The sequence below is a fragment of the Pseudomonas sp. 13159349 genome (assembly GCF_013305685.1).
Taxonomy (GTDB): Bacteria; Pseudomonadota; Gammaproteobacteria; order Pseudomonadales; family Pseudomonadaceae; genus Aquipseudomonas; species Aquipseudomonas asiatica.
In genome coordinates this window covers 3,894,186-3,916,146 of the sequence record NZ_CP045553.1, presented here as the reverse complement: position 1 = coordinate 3,916,146, position 21,961 = coordinate 3,894,186, and the positions used below count along the sequence as shown (strand labels likewise).

At 60.4% G+C, this 21,961-nt stretch carries 17 protein-coding genes; 4 read left to right on the top strand and 13 right to left on the bottom strand.

The window, feature by feature from the left end; translation table 11 throughout:
* Positions 1 to 7: 7 nt before the first annotated feature.
* From GEV38_RS18145 to tssB, 11 genes are all read right to left on the bottom strand, one after another.
* The gene (locus GEV38_RS18145; protein WP_054572462.1) at positions 8 to 1,993 is read right to left on the bottom strand and encodes a type VI secretion system Vgr family protein; all 1,986 of its coding nucleotides are present in this window, start codon (positions 1,991 to 1,993) and stop codon (positions 8 to 10) included.
* Positions 1,994 to 2,066: 73 nt separating this feature from the next.
* On the bottom strand, positions 2,067 to 2,582 hold the full coding sequence (locus GEV38_RS18140; protein ID WP_173895909.1) for an Hcp family type VI secretion system effector: 516 nt from the start codon (positions 2,580 to 2,582) through the stop codon (positions 2,067 to 2,069).
* Positions 2,583 to 2,716: 134 nt separating this feature from the next.
* Positions 2,717 to 3,586, bottom strand: a complete 870-nt coding sequence (gene icmH, locus GEV38_RS18135) for a type IVB secretion system protein IcmH/DotU (RefSeq protein ID WP_054572464.1) — start codon at positions 3,584 to 3,586, stop codon at positions 2,717 to 2,719.
* Between the two features lies 1 nt (position 3,587).
* Positions 3,588 to 4,925, bottom strand: a complete 1,338-nt coding sequence (gene tssK, locus GEV38_RS18130; protein ID WP_054572465.1) for a type VI secretion system baseplate subunit TssK — start codon at positions 4,923 to 4,925, stop codon at positions 3,588 to 3,590.
* A gap of 52 nt (positions 4,926 to 4,977) precedes the next feature.
* Positions 4,978 to 5,772, bottom strand: a complete 795-nt coding sequence (gene tssJ / locus GEV38_RS18125) for a type VI secretion system lipoprotein TssJ (RefSeq protein ID WP_054572466.1) — start codon at positions 5,770 to 5,772, stop codon at positions 4,978 to 4,980.
* Positions 5,769 to 6,326, bottom strand: a complete 558-nt coding sequence (locus tag GEV38_RS18120; RefSeq protein WP_054572467.1) for an FHA domain-containing protein — start codon at positions 6,324 to 6,326, stop codon at positions 5,769 to 5,771. Before GEV38_RS18120 ends, tssJ begins: the two co-directional genes overlap by 4 nt.
* Complete coding sequence (gene tssG / locus GEV38_RS18115) at positions 6,323 to 7,339, bottom strand: type VI secretion system baseplate subunit TssG (RefSeq protein WP_054572468.1); 1,017 nt, start codon at positions 7,337 to 7,339, stop codon at positions 6,323 to 6,325. Before tssG ends, GEV38_RS18120 begins: the two co-directional genes overlap by 4 nt.
* On the bottom strand, positions 7,303 to 9,069 hold the full coding sequence (gene tssF, locus GEV38_RS18110; protein WP_054572469.1) for a type VI secretion system baseplate subunit TssF: 1,767 nt from the start codon (positions 9,067 to 9,069) through the stop codon (positions 7,303 to 7,305). The genes tssG and tssF overlap by 37 nt, the downstream gene beginning before the upstream one ends.
* A gap of 3 nt (positions 9,070 to 9,072) precedes the next feature.
* A complete protein-coding gene (gene tssE, locus GEV38_RS18105) occupies positions 9,073 to 9,483 on the bottom strand; it encodes a type VI secretion system baseplate subunit TssE (protein ID WP_025339895.1) in 411 nt (136 codons plus the stop codon).
* Positions 9,480 to 10,970: a type VI secretion system contractile sheath large subunit gene (tssC, locus tag GEV38_RS18100; RefSeq protein WP_015271028.1), complete on the bottom strand. Its 1,491-nt coding sequence runs from the start codon at positions 10,968 to 10,970 to the stop codon at positions 9,480 to 9,482. Before tssC ends, tssE begins: the two co-directional genes overlap by 4 nt.
* A gap of 17 nt (positions 10,971 to 10,987) precedes the next feature.
* Positions 10,988 to 11,491, bottom strand: a complete 504-nt coding sequence (gene tssB, locus GEV38_RS18095; protein WP_003258364.1) for a type VI secretion system contractile sheath small subunit — start codon at positions 11,489 to 11,491, stop codon at positions 10,988 to 10,990.
* Positions 11,492 to 11,851: 360 nt separating this feature from the next.
* Between tssB and vasI the strand changes: the two genes are divergently transcribed.
* The 3 genes from vasI to tssM are packed head-to-tail and all read left to right on the top strand — an operon-like array spanning position 11,852 to position 17,485.
* The gene (gene vasI, locus GEV38_RS18090; protein WP_226989588.1) at positions 11,852 to 12,424 is read left to right on the top strand and encodes a type VI secretion system-associated protein VasI; all 573 of its coding nucleotides are present in this window, start codon (positions 11,852 to 11,854) and stop codon (positions 12,422 to 12,424) included.
* Positions 12,412 to 13,902, top strand: a complete 1,491-nt coding sequence (gene tssA / locus GEV38_RS18085) for a type VI secretion system protein TssA (protein ID WP_015271026.1) — start codon at positions 12,412 to 12,414, stop codon at positions 13,900 to 13,902. Before vasI ends, tssA begins: the two co-directional genes overlap by 13 nt.
* On the top strand, positions 13,877 to 17,485 hold the full coding sequence (gene tssM / locus GEV38_RS18080) for a type VI secretion system membrane subunit TssM (RefSeq protein ID WP_054572471.1): 3,609 nt from the start codon (positions 13,877 to 13,879) through the stop codon (positions 17,483 to 17,485). Before tssA ends, tssM begins: the two co-directional genes overlap by 26 nt.
* Positions 17,486 to 17,515: 30 nt before the next feature.
* On the opposite strand, the gene GEV38_RS18075 is transcribed toward tssM, so the two are convergent.
* Positions 17,516 to 19,105 carry a PAS domain-containing methyl-accepting chemotaxis protein gene (locus tag GEV38_RS18075; RefSeq protein ID WP_054572472.1) on the bottom strand — a complete coding sequence of 530 codons (1,590 nt, stop codon included), beginning with the start codon at positions 19,103 to 19,105 and terminating at the stop codon, positions 17,516 to 17,518.
* Positions 19,102 to 21,348: a bifunctional diguanylate cyclase/phosphodiesterase gene (locus GEV38_RS18070; protein ID WP_054572473.1), complete on the bottom strand. Its 2,247-nt coding sequence runs from the start codon at positions 21,346 to 21,348 to the stop codon at positions 19,102 to 19,104. Before GEV38_RS18070 ends, GEV38_RS18075 begins: the two co-directional genes overlap by 4 nt.
* A gap of 32 nt (positions 21,349 to 21,380) precedes the next feature.
* Here GEV38_RS18070 and GEV38_RS18065 point away from each other — a divergent pair, with 32 nt between their 5' ends.
* Positions 21,381 to 21,887, top strand: coding sequence for a hypothetical protein (locus tag GEV38_RS18065; protein ID WP_170977495.1), 507 nt, complete (start codon positions 21,381 to 21,383; stop codon positions 21,885 to 21,887).
* Positions 21,888 to 21,961 lie beyond the last annotated feature (74 nt).

The window sequence follows — 21,961 nt, the reverse complement described above, 5'->3', positions numbered from 1 at the left end:
CAAGCAGCTACTTGAAATGCCCATCCACATCGGCTTTCAGTGCACTGCTATCGCGTCCATCCGCTGCGGCACCCGCCGCTCCGCCCTCAGGGTTGAGGTCGAGCTTCGCTGCGGGCGTGTTGATCTGTCCGGTCTGTTGCCCGGTGAGGTTGAAGGTCTCGCAGGTGATATTGAGCGTGCCGTTGGCCTGCATCTCGATCAGTGTCTTGCCGCACTTGAGTCGCAGGGTGTTGCCTGCTTCGATCTCGTAGTCGCCGGCGATGAGGTCGTTTTTGCCGCCGCCGACTTTCAGGGTGTCATTGGCTTTCACCACGCGCAGGCGATTGCGGCCGATGGCAACGGACTCGTCCTGGCCAATGCTCTGGGTGCGATCAACACCGACGGTGAGAGACTGGTTGTTGTTGACCTGGGTGTTCTGGTCCTTCTGGGCATGGATGAACACCTCTTCCTTGCCCAGTTCGTCCTCAAAGCGCAGTTCATTGAAACCATCACCCTTGTGGGTCTGGCTCTTGATGGTCATGCGGGTCTTGTGGTCGGGCAGATCGTAGGGCGGGAGCTGATCACCACAGTAGGTACGCCCGGTAATCATCGGCTGGTCGGGGTCACCGTTGACGTACTGGATGATCACGTCCTGGCCGATGCGCGGGATCGCCATCGCGCCCCAGCTGCCACCGGCCCAGCCTTGCGACACACGCACCCAGCAGGAGCTGAACTCGTTGTTCTGGCTTTCACGGTCCCAGGGAAAGCTGACCTTCACCCGGCCCCACTCATCGCAATAGATCTCTTCTCCCTTCGGGCCGACCACGGTCGCCATGTGCGGGCCATCAACGCGTGGTTTTGATAGTGGGGCAGGGCGCCATTCGGTCCGACCGGGGACCAGCACGGCGGTCTGCTCGTAGTGCGTGCTTACATCTGCGCCAGCGGCTTCTTCCTGCAGGCTGGTGAATTGTTTGCCTTTGTGGGTAACCGTGTTCACCCGCCAATGCGCGTTGAGGTCGTCACGTGGGTGACCTGTCAGGGTGAAGCTCAGGCCCGGTTGCAGGCGAACATCGTCACCCTCAACCTCGGCAATACGCACATCGTGGCGCAGCGCAGTGATGCGGTTTTCAGTGAACGGCTTGCCTACCGCATCGCGTTTGTAACGGCCTGGGTAATCGAAGAATTCGTACTCTTTGGACTGATGCTCCAGGAAGGGCCCGGCAGCTCTGTGTTCCTGGCGGTAGGCCGGGTTGGTAAAGGTGTAGTCGCGCTGAACCTGGCGAGCGGTGCGCACCTGTTCGCTGTAGCGCAAGCGGCGGAGGCACGGCATGGCTTGATCGCCACCGCCGGTGGCTTGATACAGCACGCTGTCAGGGTCTACAGGCGCGTCGGCATCAAAGAAGCCCTCGTCGTCATCCTCGGCCTTGATGGTCCCATGGCTGATCAGCCCGAATGATTGCAGCCGATCGGTAATGATCAGCTTGTGCAGCTTTTCACTGTGCGCAAAGCGGTAGACGAAGCCTTCTTCAGCAGCCAGGCGGGCGATGAACGCCAGGTCCGTCTCACCGGCCTGAACGCAGAACTCGCGGACCTGATGGTCCATGCTGGCGCGCAGTTCGTACTGGTTGATGCCCTGGCGCTGGAGCATCAGCTCGAGAATTTGTGGGACAGTCTTTTGCTGGAAGATGCGCCAGTTCGAGCGCAGGTCGGCCCGGGCCAGCTGGGGCTCGACCAGCGCGTGATAGTAGGTGCGGTAGAAGCCACTTTCAGCCTGGCTGAATCGGCTGACCAGGCCGTGCACGTAGCGCACCGGGCGTTCGCCGTCCCAGATGGTAAAAAGTACGGGCTTGTCGAGCAGGTGGCCGAAGTCGATATCGTTTTCGAAGCTGATGAGTTTCAGCTCCAGCTCGAAGGGCATGCTGATCCCCTCTCGGAGTTCGAACGACACCACTTCGAATTCAGCTTTTCCAACTAAGGGCTGGAAGCTGTAACGCAAATCAGATTGGCTAGGCATAAGCAATCCTTGTCCGCCGTCTGAAGTAATACAAAGTCCGGGCAGGTATACCCACCCGGAGCATTCGTAAATATCAGGCAGCGGGTGCGCGCCAGTCGTCAGACCCTTCGGTATTGGCCACATCGTGCGCCCAAGTGATCTTTCGATAGGTCAGCGCAACCTCGATCAGCTGCGTGTAGTTTTCGTTCTCCTTGTCTTGAGCGTGGGGTAACACGGTGTTGATGCTGACGATGGTGGCGTCTTCGAGTTTGGTCGTGAAGAAGTGCTCCTGTTTGCCTTCCATTGAAGTGCGGTACCAGTTGACTTCAACGGTCGGCAGCATTTCGCCAGTGGCCAGTGCTTGATACATCAGAGGCGTGGCCTTGTTCAGCGAACTGGTGAACTTGAGCGGCTTGTGCACGCGCTGACCGGTGGGTTGGCCGTTCTGCGGGTCAGTAGGCGTGGTCACCTGATGCTGGATTTCCTGAACCAGGATTTCATCTTCATGGCCTTCCTGGTAAACATTGCCGACGGATTCAGCGGTGAATGCGCCAGCAGTGATGTTGCCTTGAGTTTGACCAATGATCTTGATGTAAGCGGGTGTTGGCATGGCAGTTTCTCCTGCGTCCATGTGGATATAAACACGCGCACCCAGGGTGGCGTGGCCATCGGGAACGATGGGCTTGTCAACGAAGCAAACGCTTCGCTAATTCCTTGAAATCAGGTGAGCCGTGTGTGGGCTCGCTACTGCTGCAAGATGCCGTTCAGCGACTCCAGCACCTCGGTGGTAATGAGGTGCAGCCGGTAGCTGTAGATGCCGTAGGCCACCGCCATGGCGAGGGCGGAAATGACCAACGGACTCCACCACGGCCATTGCCGGTTCATGCGGAAGTTGCTTGGGGCGACGTTGGTGTATGGGTCGCAGACGGTCTCCGGAGTCGGGCCGCGCAGTTCTCGGATAATCCCGTGGAGTTGGTGTATCAGTGCGTTGAGGGATTCTTCGCCCTTCGGGGCGATGGCGTACTTGCCTTTCAAACCAAGGCACAGCGCGAAGTACATGAACTCCAGCACGTCCTGATAACGTATGGGTTCCTGCATGAGGCGCGACAGTACGGTGAAGACTTTCTCTCCACCCCAAGTTTCGTCGTGGAAAATGCTGAGCAGGGGTTCCTGGCTCCAGCAGCTGGTTTTACCCCAAGGCCTGTCCATGACAGCTTCATCGATGAAAAGGCAAAGACCGTATGAGTACGCCAGCAACTGAGCGGGCTCGTAGCCGTGCTGGCGCATCTCTTCCCGCACGTTTTCGATCTGGTTACGCACTTGCTGATGCACGTCCTTGATGTTGGGCAAGGCATCTAGGGTACGCAGGCGTATCACCAGGCCGAATAGAGGGGCGGCGGCATCCAGCATCAGGTTGTCGTAGCCGCCACGTAGCTGGAAGTCTGGGTCTGCCGGGTAGCCTTCATACACCGGCTCTGCCTTTGGCGTTCGCTCAGGGCCATCAGCCGCTGTTGGTGCGGGTGAGTCGTTGGACAATGACGCCTCGAGCATCGCGTGCAGTTGCTCGCTTTCGACCTGTTCGGCATCAGTTGGGGGGCTGTTTTCTTGTTTCATTTCATTCGCTCCTGATCGCCCAGAACTGCAGTTCCAGCCCCGGGAACTCCCCCGCGACGTGGATACCGAAGCCACTGGATGCCTCCATGCCCGCCCAAGCCGGGGAACGACGGTCCAGCTCGAAGTAGGTGAAGCCTGCATGGAAGGGCAGATCCCGAGGTGCCACGGGCAGCGGCACCAGTGGAATCCCCGGAAGCTGCAGCGGCACTACCTCGTTCAACGACTCCAGCGAGACGACCTTTGCCTTCTGCACGAACATTCGACGCAATGTCTGAGGCGGCATGTGGGCTCGCACTGCCAGAATGAAGTCGGCTTCGTCGATCAGGCGGCGATCCTCCAGCGTGGTTGTCAGCAAGCCGTACTCCAGCGTCTCCAGCGGCAGCGAAACGGCGCGAGGTTGCAGCACCGTGCTCAGTGCCCGGCGTAGCGTGTCCTCCAGCGGCTTGAAGGAGGTGCGTAGCGCGGTATGGTGATAGGCGGGGTATTCCTGCGGCAGCCGGCTCTCGTCGGTAAACGTCACGAACTCGCCACAGGCCTGGCTCATGCACAGGTACAACTGTTCGGGGTGGGTCTGCCCTTGCCTGGCCAGATGCTGGAAGCATGGCCACCAGCGGTTCATGGCCTGCAGCAGGTTGAAGTCACGAATGTCGGCGATGCCGGACTGCCCTGAGGCGCCAATGCGGGCGGCGAGGTTGCGCGCACGTTCGCGCAGGGAGTTGGTGATTTCTTCCAGGTACCGTTGCAGCGCGGGTACGGCGCGCACTGAAACGCTGGTGGGATAGAAGCCTTCATCCAGTTGCAGGCTGCCATCGGGGCGCCGCTCCAGAATGCGCGTCACGGCCAGGCGGGTGTAGGCGCTGCTGTCGTCGGCCTTGCGTTTGAGCTGCAGGTTGGGCACCGCCAGGTCAACCTGCACCAGGTCACCGTCGGCGCTGTGCGTGTCCTTGATTTCCAGGGACTGGGCGCTGTAACGGAAGTTGGCGGGGTTATCGGGCCAGCTCACCTCACGGCCACCTTCGGTGCGCAGCGGCAGGCACAGGTAGATCTCGCTGTCCTTCGCGCCGTCGTCTTCGATTTCCAGCGGTGGCGGTGGTGGCAGGTCTGCAGGGATATCGAACACCGTGCCGTCCGGCATGATGCCCCGTGCACGGGTGATGGCGACCTTGCCCAGGCTCAGATACTCGTCGTTCAACTGCAATTCGCTGAAGCCATAGAAGGCTGCGTTCAGGCTGCCAAGACGTTGATGCAGGGCCGCTTCGGCGGCACGGGCGGCCTGTTGGAAATGCTGCGGTTTGACGAACAGGCCTTCCGGCCACAGGACAGGGTTACGTGAACTCATGAGCGCTCCATGTCAGCGTGAGTAAGCGAGAAGGGCGGGGTTACAGGCGCCATCAGTCTTCCTCCTTGAGCAGGAGCTGCGTGTCGTTGAGCAACACCGACAGGATGATCTGGTGCCCGCGGGGCGGAATGCGCAGCACCTGGCTCCAGGTGGCGTTTTCCTGGTTCCGGTAGTCGGCGATCACCGCGACGAAGCGCGTTTCGGCCTCGATGGGCGCAAAGGGGATGAACTTGAACTGGCCAGGGCGCAGCAGGTAATCGTCATCGCGTATGTAGGTGCTGCGCAGTGCCTGGGCAGGGTCCTTGTCCAGCAGTTCGTAAACGCTGTTGCGCAAGAGAGAGTCGTCGCGCAGTTGCAGGATCTTCACGGCCATGGGCGTAGCGACGGGTTCGGTGGCCACGGTGGTGGTGCGCGGCAAGGTCAGCACCACGGTCGGGTCGTCGTAGCTGCCCGGGGTACTTTCTTCCATGGGGGAGCGCGCCGGATCCTCGCCATCGTCAACTGGCGAATCGACGGGCGACATGGCCGGGAACTGTTCCAGCAGATACTCGAACAAGGCCCCGACTTTCTCGGTCAGCACGTAGGGGTCGCCTGCGCTCAGGCTGACCGCGTAAGGGCTGGGCTCCACAACCGGCCCGGGCTCGGGCGCGACCTCAAGGCTGTTCGGGTTGCCATTGAGCGTTGGGCTGGCGTTGATGCTGAACGCGACCTGGGTGGGGTGTTCCCCGGGCGGTCCGACGGGCAATGACGGGTCCATCACCACCTGGCCAATCTTGCTCAGGGACGTGCAACCCGAGAGCCCGATCAGCGCCGTCAGCAGGCCGGCCACGAATGTCGGACGCATCATGGGCGTTCTCCTGCAATCAGGCGTTCCAGTGGGCTCTGCTGCGCCGGCCCTGCCTCTGTGTCCAGTGCCGCCAAGGGGTCGTTGCCCATGCCCGGTTCGAATGCCGAGCAGATGTCCGCGACAGTCTGGGGGGCGGCTGCAGCGGCATGACAAGCCTCGGGTGGAACATCCAGCAACCAGTGATCAAGGGTTCTCTGTTCAGGGCTGAACAGGTCCTCCAGTGAGCGTGCATCGGCCTGCGCAAGCTGGGCCTGCAGCCGATAGGCGCCAATACGCAACTGGTCACCCTCGAGCAGCCGCCTGGCGGTAAGCGACCCCAGGCTGTGGAGGCTGTCGTTCAGGTAGGTACGCTGACAGCGATCGATGACGCAGAAGCTGCCCTCGATCCAGCGGATCTCGCAATGGATCGGTGCAACGGTCTGCTCACGATCGTTGATCCGCCAGGTGGCCTTCGCGCTGCCGATGGTGCCGCCTGTGCAGTCGAACTGATGTCGGGCAGTGACGTTGTGTTGCAACTGATCCAGGTTGGTGATGCTCAAGGTCAAAGTGCTCATGAGCGCCCCCGGAACCGCACCACAGGGCTGCTCTGGCCGTGACGGTCATCGACGAAGCTGGTCCAGCCCAGGTAGGCACCCAGGCTACGGTGCAGGCAGAAGGGCGGCAGTGCGTTCTGCTTCAGGCGCAGCTCCAGGTCATAGGCCAGGCCATCCCGCAGCAGGAAGTCGATCAGTGCCCGTAACCGGCCGAAGTTGATGCCGCTGGGCAGCAGGTCACGCAATTGCGCTGGGTCGAGTTCGCTGATCACGATGGTGAACTTGCTGCTGCGTGTTCGCGTGCGGCTGCCCACCATGAAGGTGCTGCCCAGCTCGCCGTTGCTGCGGCCAAGGCTGACCAGTTGCTTGGCGGCAGTGGGGACCGAGCGGGTTTCGAACTCGCGGATCTGTACCTGCTTCAAGTCGAAGCAGTGGGCGATGATGCCGGCGACCGTGCCCGGCGCACGGCTGCGGCTGGCAATGACGCCGGCGAAACTGAGCAGCCGGCTCCACGGCAGTGCCGTGTCCCCGCGCAACTGCCTGTCATTCAACCCGAGCAGGGCAAAGATGTACTGGGAGAACCCATCGGTAGCTCCCGGCTGAAAGCGGATGTAGTAGCGATATTTACGCCAGATGCGATGCAGCAGGCTGAGCAGGTAGTGGTTGAAGAAATCGAAGAACGCCGGCCGCACACCGATGCCCTGTGCATGCTCGTATGCCACCTGCTCCAGGTAATAGGTGGGCAACGGCGAGTCGGTGCCATGCAAGCCCATGAAGGTGGTGCACACGCGATAGCGGTCAGCTTCCCCGGGCATGCGTTCGACCTTGTATATGTCGGAAACCGGGAAACTCAGCCGCGGGTCACTGGCAAGCCGCACCCTCAGCCGGGTGGCCTGATCTGGCCAGCGTGGTTCCAGGTCATCCCCGTGCAAGCCGTGCAGGCGTTCCAGCAACTGGAAGTAGTTGTACTGGTGCGCCTCGGCGAACAGCTTGTCGGCTAGATCAGCGGTTGCTTGCCGGTCTGGATTGGCCATGTGTAGTGCTCGTTGTTGGTGGTGTTGATCACTTCCAGTTGGTGGAAGGAATTGATGCTGGCGTACAGGGCGAAGAAGTGCGCGAGCACGCAACCGAACAGGTACAGGTCGCCTTCGCAGAGGAATGCGCTTTGGTCCAGCTTCAGCCGCGTGCGCAAGCCACGAATGGGCTGGCCCTTGATCAGCCAGTCCAGCGGCTCTGTTTGCACATCACGGATGCCATCGAGGCGTTTGCGGGTGGTGCGTGTCTGCTGGATGTCGTGCAAGGCCGCGAAGTCGTAAGCGCGGATGACCGCTTTCAGCGGCTCGGCCGAGAGCAGCGACAGGTAGTTGAGCGACATGTTGGAGATCAGGGCCCACTGCAACTGGCCATCCAGCACCGGCCGGTAGGGGCGGGTGGGGGCACGGATGTTGGTATAGGTGGCCAGCGGCGGCGTGATCTCGGTGAGCACGTTGATGTCATCGATACCCAACGCCAGCGGCAGGTCGCGGTTGGTGCAGGTCAGGTCGATGGACGCTGTTTCCAGTTCGCCAATGTAGGCGTTGGCATCGGCGCGCACGAAAGCGATGCGATGGGTGACGCCATCGCCGCGCAGGGAGTCCTCGAGTGTGTAGCGGTAGTACAGCGCCGTGCGCCCTTGCACATGCTCGATCTCATGGGCGAACGACTCGAAGGGGCGGAAGGTTCTCAGGTGTTCGCCGGTACTTCCGTCTGTCGTGGTGCGGGTGCTGATGACCCGATCGACACTGAAGATTTCATAGGCGTGCCGCTCCTTGCCTCTGGGCACAAGCTCGACCTGGGCGGGCCGGTTGGACAGGTCGATGGGCTCGGCGCTGTGGCTGAGCAGGTTCACTGCCGGGGTGCAGAACAGGCTGAAGTCTGCTTTGCCGACACGCAGCGAATCCGGTAACTGTCGGGTGAAGTGAAACTCGAGGCCTACCCGCTGAGTCGCTTGATCAGGCCAGATTTTCTCCAGGCCGGTGATGCTGACGAAGTGGAAACGCTCGGGAAATACGAAGTACTCCTGCAGGATCCGGTAACCGTCAAAGACGTTCTGTGGGTAAGGCAGCAGCGCTTCGTCCGGGCTGAAGCCTGGGAACACGATGCTGCTGGCCGGCAGCCGGCGTACCCCACCATTGACTGTCACGCAGACATGCTTGAGGTATTGAGCGATCCACAGGTACAGCGTGCGAGCAGTTTGGGTATCGCCGCTCAGGTGAAAGTCGAGGCTGGCGCAACCCAGGGTGTTCAGCGGCCGCTCGACCAAGGTTTGCAGGCCGATGCGAACCACCGAACTGTCGAGTGTCTGGGTTGCATTCACCGACTCGATCTCGAACGGGTGAATGTCCACCGCCGTGCAGGTGCGGAATTCGCAGGGCACCCCATCCACGGGGCTGGAGAACAACCGCGAGCCTTTGGCGATGGGTTGCGACTGGCTGAGCGCTTGCTTGCGCGGCGTGAACTGGATGATCGTGGCGCTCGGCAGGGGCCGCAGGTAGTTGGGCCACAGCAACTGCAGCATGGGGTGCGTCAGTTCGGGCAGGTCGTCCTCCAGCTTGAGCCGCAGTTTGGCCGTGAGGAATGCAAAGGCTTCCATCAGGCGTTCGACATCCGGGTCGCTGCCACCCTTGCCGAGCAGGCGGGCAAGTTGTGGGTTGTCCTGGGCGAAGTCGTTCCCCAGTTCATGGAGGTAACGCAACTCTTCGCTGAATCGGTCCTTGAGTGACATAGGTCACCTCACTCGGGTGTGGCGGTTATGGCCATTGACCAGCAGCTCCAGTTGCAGCTGTTCCGTGTGGTTGTTGACCTGCACGTGGCAGTCCAGCCTGAAATGCAGTTCCAGCGGGGCATGGCAATCGGGGACGGCCTTGAGCGCGCGCACGTGCACACGCGGCTCAAAGCGCTGAATGGTACGGCGGATGTCCGCGCTCACCTGTTTCAGCAGGTCGCCGCTGCTTGCGTCGTGCCCGTTGAAGTCACTCAGGCCCAGCTCAGGGCTGCTTTGCGAGCAACCCTGGCGAGCATTGAGCAGCGTTTCCAGGTGGCGCTTGATGGCGGCGAACTTCTGGGTAGCGTTCTCTTGCCTGGACGGCACCCGGCTTGCGAGTTGATCCGTCACCAAACGGTCGAAAAATCCACTCATTGGGTATCAAGCCGGCCGACCAGGGAGATCTCGAAATTCGCCCCCATGTACTTGAAGTGCGGGCGCACGGCGAGCGAGACCTGATACCAGCCCGGGTCACCGGCAACGTCCGACACCTCGACCCTTGCAGCACGCAACGGGCGGCGGCTGCGCACATCGGCTGACGGGTTCTCCTGGTCGGCCACGTACTGCCTGATCCATTTGTTCAGTTCGGACTCAAGGTCCTTGCGCTCTTTCCAGCTACCGATCTGTTCGCGCTGCAGCACCTTGATGTAGTGGGCCAGCCGGTTGACGATGAACAGGTAGGGCAGCTGGGTGCCGAGCTTGTAGTTGGTTTGCGCTTGCAGGCCTTCCGGGGTCTTGGGGAAGTTCTTCGGCTTCTGTACCGAGTTGGCCGAGAAGAACGCGGCGTTGTCGCTGTCCTTGCGCATGGTCAGGGCGATGAAGCCCTCTTCGGCCAGCTCGAACTCCTTGCGGTCGGAGATCAGGACTTCGGTCGGAATCTTGGCCTGCAGCTGACCCAGTGACTCGTACAGGTGCACCGGCAGGTCCTCGACGGCACCACCCGACTGCGGGCCGATGATGTTCGGGCACCAGCGGTAGCGGGCAAAGCTGTCATTGATGCAGCTGGCCAGCAGGAAGGCGGAGTTGCCCCACAGATAGTTGTCGTGCTGCCCGGCGATGTCCTCGTCGTAGGTGAAGCTCTGGACCGGGTTTTCTTGCGGGTGATAGGCAGAGCGGAGCATGAATCGCGGCCCGGTCAGCCCGGTATGACGGGCATCCTCGCTTTCGCGGAACGCACGCCACTTGGCATGCCGGGGGCCGGCGAAAATGTCCTTGATCTCCTTCAGATTGGGCAGTTCTTCAAAGCTGCTCAGATTGAAGAACTCAGGAGAGGGCGCCGCGAGAAAAGGTGCGTGTGCCATGGCACCGACCGAGGCCATGTAACTCAGCAGTTTTATATCGGGAGAAGAGGGGCCGAAGCTGTAGTTGCCAACCATCGCAGCAACGGGTTCACCACCAAATTGGCCATAACCTGCGGTGTAAACATGCTTGTATATGCCGCTGCAAGTGATGTCGGCGGCATTCTCGAAGTCATCGAGCAAGTCATCTTTGCTGACATGCAAGACTTCAAGCTTGATGTTCTCACGAAAGTCGGTTCGGTCGACCAAAAGTTTGAGGCTGCGCCACGCGGATTCAAGTTGCTGAAACTTGGGTTGATGCAGGATGGCATCCATCTGCTTGCTGAGCACTCGATCCAGTTCAGCGATCATCTGGTCGACACGATGTTTGTTGATGAGTTGATCAGGGTCATGGCTTTTAAGGATCTCGGCAATAAAAGCAGATACACCCTGGCGAGCGACTTGATAGCCCTCTTGAGTAGGTGCCAACTTGGTTTCTGCCATGATCTGGTCGAGCAGGGTGGCGTTGCTCAGTGGTTCGGTTGTTGTTTCAACCGCGACGGTCGTGCTGTTTTGCTTTGGCATGGGGACGCTCCATTGTCTCAGTCTTCTTTTGGCGCCTCGAGCACCAGGTCAAGTTCTTCAGCCAGTTGTTTGCGTGCCTGTTCGTTATTCAGCAGGTGCTGCAGTTGCTTGCGGAACGTGGGCACGTTGCCCAGTGGGCCTTTCAGCGCGACCAATGCCTCGCGAAGCTCCAGCAGCTTGTTCAGCTCCGGTACCTGGCGGGCGATGCTGTCTGGCCCGAAATCGTTGATGGACTTGAACTGCAGGTTGACCGCCAGCTCTGCGTCGGGGGCAGTGCTGAGCATGGATGGCACGGACATGGCGAGGCTGACATCGGCGTCGTTCAACACATTGTTGAAACTGTGTTTGTCGATTCGCATGATCGAACGGTCTTCCAGCGCGCGGGCATCATCCAGGCCGAAATCGCCTAGTACCAACATCTTGTGCGGCAGCTCTACCTCGGCTTGTTCGCCGTCGGTGGCCGGTACGTACTTGATGTTTATGCGTTCTTTGGGTGCAACGGAGCCTGAGCTTTTATTCATGGATGTCAGCCTTCGTGAAGTTTGGATATATGTAGGAAGCGTCCTACAAAGTTATGTTTAAATTTAAACGTAATTGGAGTCTCGCTATGTGCGTGTAAAAAACCATGCACCGAAAAAATATTGTGCGTCGAGTGTGAAAGTGTAAGGAAATATTTGGTTGTGAATATGATTTTTTCTGTACTAGCCTTTGTTTCGTTTCGGTGCTCCACTATTCGGTAGTTGTGTGGATGACTGCTATTAAACCGTGACTGGCCAGTCGGGTGGCACTGTTGCAATATTTTACGAGTGAGTAAAGCCAATATGATTCTTCGCTATGCATATGGCGTTGGCCTTTCGATGTTGCTCTCCCTGGCGCCAAGTTTGGCAAGCCAGACCAGGGACTGCCCGCAGATCGTCTCCAACGTCGAGCGCTTGGCTTGTTTCGATCAGGCCGCTGGCACCCCGGCACATGTGACGAAACTGCAATGGTCCGCGCCGGAGCAGGATTCGCCCACGCTGCGTCGTGTGATGACCCATGAGGCGGGGCGGTCGCCGGAGGAGCTGACGTTTCGCCTCGAAAAAGGGGATGACGGGCTGATGATCTCGGCGCCCGCAATCGCTTCGGTCGCACCGCACCCCTACCTGGTGATCAGTTGTGTGCAGAACATTTCCAGGTTGCAACTGGTTACCGCACAACCCGTCGATGCCGGCCGGGTGATGGTGCGATTGCAGGGGGAGCGTGGCTCCACCCTCGCTACACCCTGGCAGGTGACGGAGAACGGCCAGGTGCTTGACGCTGGCAGGGGCTTGCCGGGCATCGAGCAGATCAAGCCACTGATCGGGGCCCATCGCATTCAGGTCGAGAGCGACAACCCAGCCGTTGATGGGCTGGTTTTCGACGCTCAGGGGCTGGACCCACTCATCGATGAGGCGCGCAAGGCATGTCGCTGGTAGCAGAGGTCACCGCACAGGAAATTGCCCGGTTGCTTGCCCCCATCGACGCGCAGAACCGTGCCGGCCTGTTCGATGTGGAGAACGAAACCTACCAGGCCATTGACCAGGAAATGGTCAAGCTGGGTGGGCTGCAGGAGCCTTCCATCGACTGGGCCTATATCGAAGAAGCGTCCCGCCAGTACCTGGGCCAGGAGTGCAAGCACCTGCGCATTGTCGCGCACCTGGGTGTCGCTTGGCTGCGCAGCCAATGCTGGGAGCGCTGGGGTTTGACCCTCGCACTGCTGGCCGGCATGGTCGAAGCCTATTGGGAAAGCGCATACCCGAAACCGGGCCCCAAAGGGTTCCTCGGCAAGCGCAAGCTGGTTGGCATGATGCTCAACCGTTTGCTCGTGGCGTTGCCGCGCCTGGACCGCTTCACGTTCAGCCCCGCGCACGCCGCGGCGGCTCAGGGCGCGCTGCAACGCCTGCAACAGCAGCGGGAAGCAGCGCAGCTCGATGAAGCGGCCCTTGGCGAACTGGAGCGCCTGCTACGCAAGCACACGGAACTTTCAAACGGCCTTGCCGAGCCCACCACGGACAAGCCCCCTGCAAAGGGCATCAAGTCTGCGCCACTGGCCGAGGTCATTGCCACGCCGACGCCCCGTGTGTCGTTGGGCAACGAGCGCGAATCACGAAGGGCCATGCTGACCATGGCCGAGCTGATCAATCAACAGGACCCTTACGATCCTGCTGGCTACCAGTTGCGTCGGTTCGGCTTGTGGGCGCACATCCAGACGCCGCCTCAAACCAGGCAGGGCAACCGCACGGAGCTGATGGCGGTGCCGCAGGACATTGCCGGGGACTATGAAGATGCCATTGCCGCTACTGCAATCGACGCGGCCCTGCTGCAGCGGATCGAAAAGAGCGTGACGGCTTGCCCCTACTGGATTCGCGGCAGCTTTCTGGCAGCGAGCGCTGCCACGCGGCTGGCGATGGGCGAGGTGGCTGAGGCCATTCGCGCTGCGACCGCGCGGTTTGTGCAGCGCATGCCCGCGCTGCAGCAGTTGTGCTTCAGCGACGGCAAGGTATTTGTCGATGACCAATGTCTGGCGTGGCTCAGGGGGGCGCAAGGGCAATCCGATTCGGACGCAGCCTCTCAGGAATTCGCCACGTTGCGAGAGGAGTTGGCCTGCCAACTGGAAACCAGCGGCGTGGAAGCGGTGTTGCTCAGGCTGCAGGGCATGCAGGCGGACTTCCGCAGCCTGCGTGAGCGCTGCCATACCACGGTGATCGCGGCTGATCTGCTGGCTGCTCGGGGCGTGTCCTGGTTGGCCCAGGACTTGTGCGCAGGCGTTGCCCGAACGATGCAGGAAACCACCGCCAGCGCCTGGGAGCCTGCGGTGTTTCAACGCCTTCAGCAGTACGCGTGCACGGTCCATCAAGGGCTGATTGGAACAAGGAACGGGAGTCAGGATGAATCAACTGTGGAAGCATCTTAAACGTTGGGGCTTGCCCCTGGTGGCCCGTATCGGCCTGGCCATGCCGCTGCTGCTCGGGTTGGGTGCCGCATTGATGCTGGTTGCAATCTGGTGGCTCGGCCCGCAATGGGTCTGGCGCGGGCAGCAGCCGCTGGCTAGCGTGGCGCATCGCGGTTTGGCCAGCCTGGCGCTGGTGTTGGTGCCGCTACTCTGCTGGCTTGTGGTGCTGCGCAGGCGTTTTCGCCGTTTGCAGGCCGAACGCAAGCAGGCGGTGGACGCTGAACTGGACAACGTGTTGCCTTTCGTCCAGGCACAGGAGAAAGCCTTGGACCAAGGGCTGGCACGCTATCTGGACAATGCGGGTGGCAGGCGTGCCTTGTACCGACTGCCGTGGTATCTGGTGGTGGGCGACCAACAGGCCGGCAAGACCAGCTTCATCGACCGTACCGAACAGAGTTTTTCCCTGACCCGCATCGACAAGGCACAAGCGCGAGGCAGGCAAGCGCAGGTGCTGGCTTATCCGATAGGCTGGTGGGTCAGTAACGATGCGGTGATCATCGACCCGCCGGGCGCTTTCGTCCGTCAGGAATCGTTGGCAGGTTCATCAGCCGAGGAGTCAGACACGTCGAAAGCGCCACCCGCCACCTCGGCCAGGTTGTGGGAACACATGCTGGGCTGGCTGGTACGTAACCGAAGCCAGAGAGCACTAAATGGCTTGCTGTTGGTCGTTGACCTGCCTGCGCTACTGCATGGCACGCCTGAGCAACGTGTCGCCTTGGCGCATGTGCTACGCACGCGGCTGTATGAAGTGAGCAGTCAGTCGGGCTCGCGCCTGCCGCTGTATGTGGTACTGGCCAAATTCGATCTGCTGGACGGTTTCGACCAGCTGTACGCTGGGCTTCCTGCCGCCATGCGGGAAAACATGCTGGGCTTCACCTTCAAACTGGATGCGGTCGGCACGTTCGATGCCTGGCTGGATGAATATGGCGATCATTACGATCGGTTGATAAGGCAATTGTTTGAACAGGTAGTGGACCGGCTCGATGTATTGGCCGGTGCGCCGTTGCGAGTTCGCTTGTTTTCGTTGCATGCCCAGTTGATCGGGCTGCGTCCGATACTGTTGGCCTTCCTGAAAGAAACCCTCGCAAGTGACCGTTTCACCACGCCTGCCTTGGTACGTGGCGTGTACTGGTCTTCGGTCTTGCAGCAGGGCGACATGCTCAATGCGTTCGTGCGTGAGGCGGCACAGCCGTACAAGACCGAGTTTCCGCTGCGTGAAGGCAAGGCGCAGGGGCAGGCGCTGGTCTACTTCATTCAGCACGCCTTCCGGCGAGTCATCTACCAGGAGGCCGGCCTTGCCGGGGACAACATCAAGGTAGCGCGCAGCAAACGTCGGTTGCTCTGGGTGGGGTCTGCAGTAGGCGTGCTGGCCTTCAGTGTCGCCATCGCCAGTTGGCAACGCTACTTTGACATCAATGGCGCCAAGGCCGCCAACGTGCTCGCCAAGAGCAGAGAGTACAGTCATCACGAAGTGGACCAGCGTCTGGACCCCACCGGGCGCAACCTGCTGGAACCGCTGGACCAGATACGCGATGCCGTGTCGGTGTTTGGCAACTATCGTGCCGCGTGGCCAGGTGTTTCCGACCTTGGCTTGTATCAGGGGCGCGCCATTGGCCCTCGCGTCGATGAGGCCTACCTGAGCTTGCTCTCCAGGCGCTTCCTGCCAGCCTTGGCCAGCGGTGTGATCGATGCCATGGACGCTGCGCCGCCGGGCAGTGAACAGCAGATGGCTGCGCTTCGGGTTTATCGAATGCTGGAGGACCGCCAGAGCCGCCGCCCCGAATGGGTCGAGGACTGGATGGCCCGCCAGTGGCAACAGAAGTTCCCCGGGCAGGGGCAATTGCAAGGCGACCTCATGCGGCACCTGCAGTATGCCTTGGCCTATGCCGATACCGATCTGCCGCAGTATCGCCAGCGTATTGCAGAGGTGCAGCAGGTCCTGCGCAAGGTACCTTTGCCAGAGCGGGTGTACGCGAGCCTGAAACAGCAGGCTGGAGAGCAGTTGAATGCCGGCCTGGACCTGCGTCATCAGGTGGGGCCAGCGTTCGATGTGGTGTATCACTCCTCACCCGGCTTCAGGCAGGGGGAGGGTGTCCTGATAGCGCCAATGCTCACCGCCAAGGGCTTCAAAGAGTACTTCGAACCACGTAGTCAGCGGTTTGCAGATATGGCCATGATCGACCAGTGGGCACTTGGAGAGCGTGGCCAGCTCGATTACTCGGATGCCGACCGGGAGGCGCTGGGCGAACGGCTGCGTAACTTGTACAGCGCCGATTTCATTGACAGTTGGCGTCGTGCCTTGAATGCCTTTTCGGTGGCTGACTTCCGCGACCTGGATCATGGCGTAGCGATCCTGGGGCAGTTGACCGGGCCAGCAGCGCCCCTGCATCGGTTGCTGGACACAGTGAGGGACAACACTTCGCTTTCATCAGCCGTTGTCGCTGAGGCACCCGGGGAGGTCGAAGCGTTGCGACCGACAAGTGGCAGGCCTGATCAACAACAGGCCTGGGCCATTCAGCGGGCCTTTGCCGGGCTGAGTGCCATGCTGCAGGCAACCGGTGAGAAACCCAGCTACTACGATGAAACTCTTGGTGCCATCGCGGCCGTGCACGACTATGCCAAGGCGGTGCAAGACAGCCCCGACCGAGGCAAGGCCGCGCTGCAGGCCGTGCATCAGCGATTCTCGATGACAGGGCAAGACCCCATCGGCACCCTGCAGCGGGTGGCCACCGGCTTACCGGAACCGATCAACCAACAGGTCAGAAAGATGGCCGATCAAGCAGCACAGGTGCTGAATGTCGAAGCCCTGCGCGAATTGGAGCGACGCTGGGACGCCGAGGTATACAGCTTCTTCCAGCAGCGCCTGGCAGGGCGCTACCCCTTTGTCGTGAAGGCTCCCGACGCCTCGCTGGACGACTTTGAGGCCTTCTTCGGGCCGAAGGGGCGGCTGCAGCAGTTCCATGATCAATACCTGAAGGTCTTCCTGAGGGATAACCTCGAAGCCCTGCAGGCCGGCCAGCAGGGGCAGTCGCTGATCCGCAGTGATGTGCTCGAACAGCTGGAGCGGGCAGACCGTATCCGCGAGACCTTCTTTGATCAGCGCGGCAACCTGAGTGTGCAGTTCAGCATCGAGCCGTTGGGCCTGAGTGCCAACCAGCGTACAAGCTTGCTGGACCTGGACGGCCAATTGATTCCCTACACCCATGGCCCGAGCCAGATCACCGGTATCGTCTGGCCCAATACCTTGGGGCAGCAGGTACGCAGTAACCTGACCTTGCTCCGGCAGAACGGGAACAGCAGCAGCCTTGAGTACCGTGGCCCCTGGTCGATGTTCCGCTTGCTCAGCCGTGGCTCGCTCAATGGGCGCACGGCGACCAGCGTGGACCTGAGCTTCAGGACCGGCGATGGCGTGATGCGCTACAGGCTTAACGCGCAGAAAGCCTTCAACCCTATAACCCAAGAGCCTTTCAAAGGTTTCCAGTTGCCACGAGGGTTGTTGCAGAAGTCGCCCAAGCTGGGGTCGACCACGCAGGCCGGCTTGTGAGGGTTGGCTTGGGAGTACGGTGCGAACCGGTCACCCATTGCGCTGGCGCCCCCAAAGTTGCGCCGACAGCAGTTGAAGGCGCTCGGCCAGCCTGGCGACATGGGCTGCAGTGGTTCGACTCTGGTTGCTGGCGAGCACGCTTTTCTGGGTGGTTTGACTGATATCGGCCAGGTTGCACTGGATGCTGTCACCCACCGCGCTCTGCTCCTCTACGGCGGCAGCGATCTGCACGCTCATGCCGCTTATTTCATCTACGCGCTGGGTGATCCCGTCCAGCGCCCGGGCAGCCAGCAGTGCCTGTTCTACACTGACACCGGCCATGCTGTGACTGCGCTGCATCGCAAGCACGGCATCCCCCGTGGAACGCCGCAGGGTGTCGATGGTGCCCTGGATGTGAGCAGTGGATTGCTGAGTCCGCGAAGCCAACCCGCGCACCTCGTCGGCGACCACCGCAAAACCCCGGCCCGCCTCTCCAGCGCGGGCAGCCTCGATGGCGGCGTTGAGGGCAAGCAGGTTGGTCTGTTCGGCGATGCTTTGAATGACCTCGAGTACGCGGTCAATTTCATTGCCATGCTGTTCCAGTTGATGAATCACCATGCTGGTCTGTTGCACTTCGCTGGCGAGGCTATCAATGTGCTGGCGGGTCTGCTCGACCAGTTGGTGGCCGCGGTCGGATTCCTGGTTGGCCAGGTTCGCGGCGCTGGCGGTGAGCTGAGCGTTGCGCGCCACTTCCTGCACACTGCTGGCCATCTGGGTTATTGCGCTGGCAACCTGGGCAGTTTCCCCCTGCTGGCGGAGGGTCGCGCAATTGTTGTTGTCCACTGCAGACAGAAGCTCTTCGGCTTCCTTGCTCAACTGGCGGGACGAATCGGCAATGCGTCCGACTATTGCCCGGGTCTCGGCTTCGAGCATTTGCAGGGTGAAATCGATCTGGCCAAACTGGTCGCGGCGGCCGCTGTAGAGAATCTGGCTCAGCGGATTGTCGGCGATATTCCTGGCTTTTCGGGCAAGGGCGTCGAGGGGGCGCAGGCTGAAGCGCAACACGCCGCCAAGCAGCAAGCTCGATAGCGTCATGGAGAAAGCGGCATGGCTCCAGGACAACGCACCCAGCAAGCCCAAGGCAGCAAAGCACAGCAGGTTCACGCCAGTGCTGGCAAGTGCCAGACGCATGCCGACGGACAGCCGTGACATACGCAGGCAGTTGGTCTTTTTACCACTACGCAACTGTGCATAGAGATGTTCAGCAGCCTCCACCAGCGCTTTGGCCGGTAGCGTGCGAACCGATTGGTATTCTACTGTTTCGCCATTGCGCTGCATCGGCGTGACGTAGGCGCTGACCCAGTAGTGGTCACCGTTCTTGCAGCGATTTTTTACCAGCCCCATCCACGAGCGCCCATCCTTGAGTGTCTGCCACATATGCGCAAAAGCTTCTGGCGGCATGTCCGGGTGGCGCACGATGTTGTGATTGACGCCGAGCAATTCGGATTCACTGAATCCGCTGATGTTGATGAAGTCGGGATTGACGTAAGTGATGGCGCCCTTTGGGTTGGTTGTTGAAAGAATGTTCGCGTTTGCGCTGAATTCGACGGCACGACCACTGACCGGAAGATTGGTTTTCATTGTTTTTCTCCTGAACTGACAGGTACGCGCCGCGTAACTGCGCTTCCTTCGAAACGGTCTTCTGTGCTGAACAGGTGTTGTATCTGAGCGGCGGGTTGTGGCCGGCTGAACCAGTAGCCTTGGGCGTAGTGGCAGCCTTCACCGACCACGAATTCGAGTTGCGCCGAACTCTCGATGCCTTCGGCCACTACTTCCAGGCCGAGGCTACGGCCGAGAACGATGATCGCCTGGCTGATCGCGCTCTGTTTGTTCTCGTAAGGAACGCCGGTGATGAAGCTCTTGTCGAGCTTGAGGATGTGCAGCGGAAAGCGCGTGAGGTAGCCGAGCGAGGAGTAACCCGTGCCAAAATCGTCCAGCGCCAGCAGAACACCAAGGCTGGTCAGCTCATGCAGACAGGCCAGCGTGTCCATGTCGTCATGCATCAGTTGGCTTTCGGTGATCTCCAGGATCAGGCTGGCGGGAGGCAGGCCGCTTTCTTGCAGGATATCGATCAGCCGGAGGGTGAAGTCGGCTTGTTGCAATTGCGTGCTGGAAATGTTCACCGAGCAGCGCAGGCGCTCATGCCCGGCCAGTTGCCAGGCCCGGGCCTGCTGACAGGCCTGGCGCAGTACCCATTCGCCGACGCGGATGATCTCTCCCGATTCCTCCAGCGCAGGGATGAACTCCAGTGGCGAGATCAGACGTTCGCCATGGCGCCACCGCAACAGCGCTTCGACCCCGGTCACCAGAGGTGTCCCTTGGTCCAGGTGATAGATCGGTTGGTAGTACAGTTCGAATTCATTCTGTTGCAGTGCCTGGCCTAGCGCGGATTCCAGTTCCAGATGCTGCTGCGCGGTATCTTGCAATGTTTCGTCGTAGTGGGCGTACCGCGCCTTGCCGGCAGACTTGGCTCGGTAGAGGGCAAGGTCGGCAGCCTGCAGCACATCCAGGGCTTTGCCATTGTCGTGCAACGGAGCGATGCCGATGCTGGCGCTGACCACCAGGGTTCGACCGTCCATGTGCAGCGGTTGGTGCAGGTTGTCGAGGATGCGTTGGGATATCTGCTCGGCGTCGCGGTCGCAGGTGAGGTCGTGAAGCAAAACGATGAATTCGTCTCCGCCGAAGCGGAACAGTTGGTCAGTGGGGCGCAGCGACTCTTTCAAGCGCCTTGCCACTTCCACCAGCACGCGATCACCGACGTTGTGGCCGAGGCTATCGTTGATCAACTTGAAGCGGTCCAGATCGATGAACAGCAGCGCTTCGTAGTCACCGCCCTTGCGCTGCTTCCTGAAGGTCTTCTGCATTTGCTCGTCAAGCCGGATGCGGTTGGCCAGGCCGGTCAACGGGTCATGCTGGGCGGTATGCTGGAGGCGCTGCTCGGCATCCTTGCGTGCACTGATATCAGACTGCGAGCCAGCCATGCGTAGCTCGCCAGGGTTGGTCATTTCGGCGACCCCCCGCACGAGGACCCAGATGTAGTCGCCGTTGTGCTTGCGGATACGGTACTCGTGGTGAACGGATGATGTCTGCCCTTGAAGATGGGCATCGATGGCATGGCGAAAATCCGGCAGGTCGTCCGGGTGCACGCGACCGAACCAACTGGAACTGCTCTCGCCGATGCTGTCGCGGCTGAGACCGAGCATGCTGGCCCAACGCTCTGAAACGTAAAGCCGGTCCTGATCGACATGCCAGTCCCACAGCCCGTCGTTGGCACCGCGCAGCGCGCGGGCGAAGCGAGCCTCACTATCTTCCAGCGCCTTGTGCTGAGCCGCACTGTAGGTATCGATGGCCAGCGTCATGTCGAAGAACACCGCCTTCAACAGGCTTGAATAGAGCGTGGCATCCGGGCTGTCGCCGAACACGCTTTCAAGCATGTCGTCGAGGTAAAGCCGATAGCTGCCGAGATACCACTTCAGCTCCAGCCCGATCTGCTGATGGATTACACCGATGCGCAGGCGGCCGTTGACGTAGGTTTCATCGTAGGGGCCGCTCCACAAGCGCTGGTAATACTCAGCCTGGCTCTGCTTCAAACGGGCGGTGACTTCCGGCGTGCGAAGCAACGCGGACGGCGTGGAAAATTCCGCCAGGTGACGGTACAGATGGTCGACGAAAGCTTGCTGGGACGGGGCCATGTACTGAGCTGCTACGCCTAGTCGTCTGGCATCTTCGGCGCTCCAGTCGAGAAAGCGAAAGCGTTCGACAATCTCCGCATGGTCGAGACGGATACGCTTGAGTAATTCCTCGAGGTCTTTTGTCACCTTCATTCACATCCCCCGGTGTTGGAGAAGATTCCTTTTTGCTGAACAAAAAAAAGCGCCGTGGCAACAAGTTCTGCTCAAGAACTTGTTGCCACGGCGCTTCGTCTTTCAGGCCTATTATCCTGCTCGGCAAAGCCGGTTCCCGCAGGGCGGAACCTGGTGATGGCACATTCACATCACTGGGGATCTTCCGACAATTTATCCAGCAATGCAACCAGGCGTCGCCGCAGCAGCCCCAGTTCGCGGGATTTGAAGGCGTGTCGGGTCTGTTCGAGAACCTCGGTGGCATCCAGCAAGGCAGCCTGTATCTGCCCAGCCGAGCCCAACTGGGTTTCACCGAGCCAGCGGCAAAGCGGGGCGACGCTGCAATTGCCAGGCGTACTCAGCACCTCGCAATCGGGTGCTACAGGCGCCAACAACTGGCGCAATTGATCGGCCAGTTCAAGATTGTTGCAGATAATTCTGGTTGCCGGGTTGGACTCGCTCATCAAACTGCATTCCCATATGTTTGGTGTGCTGTTTACAACACCGCCTATGGCGTTTGATTGATTCAGGTCAATGCTGAAACCTTTCCACTTACCCTGTGAGCGTGATGTTGCTGTGTGCTGTCATGCACGGC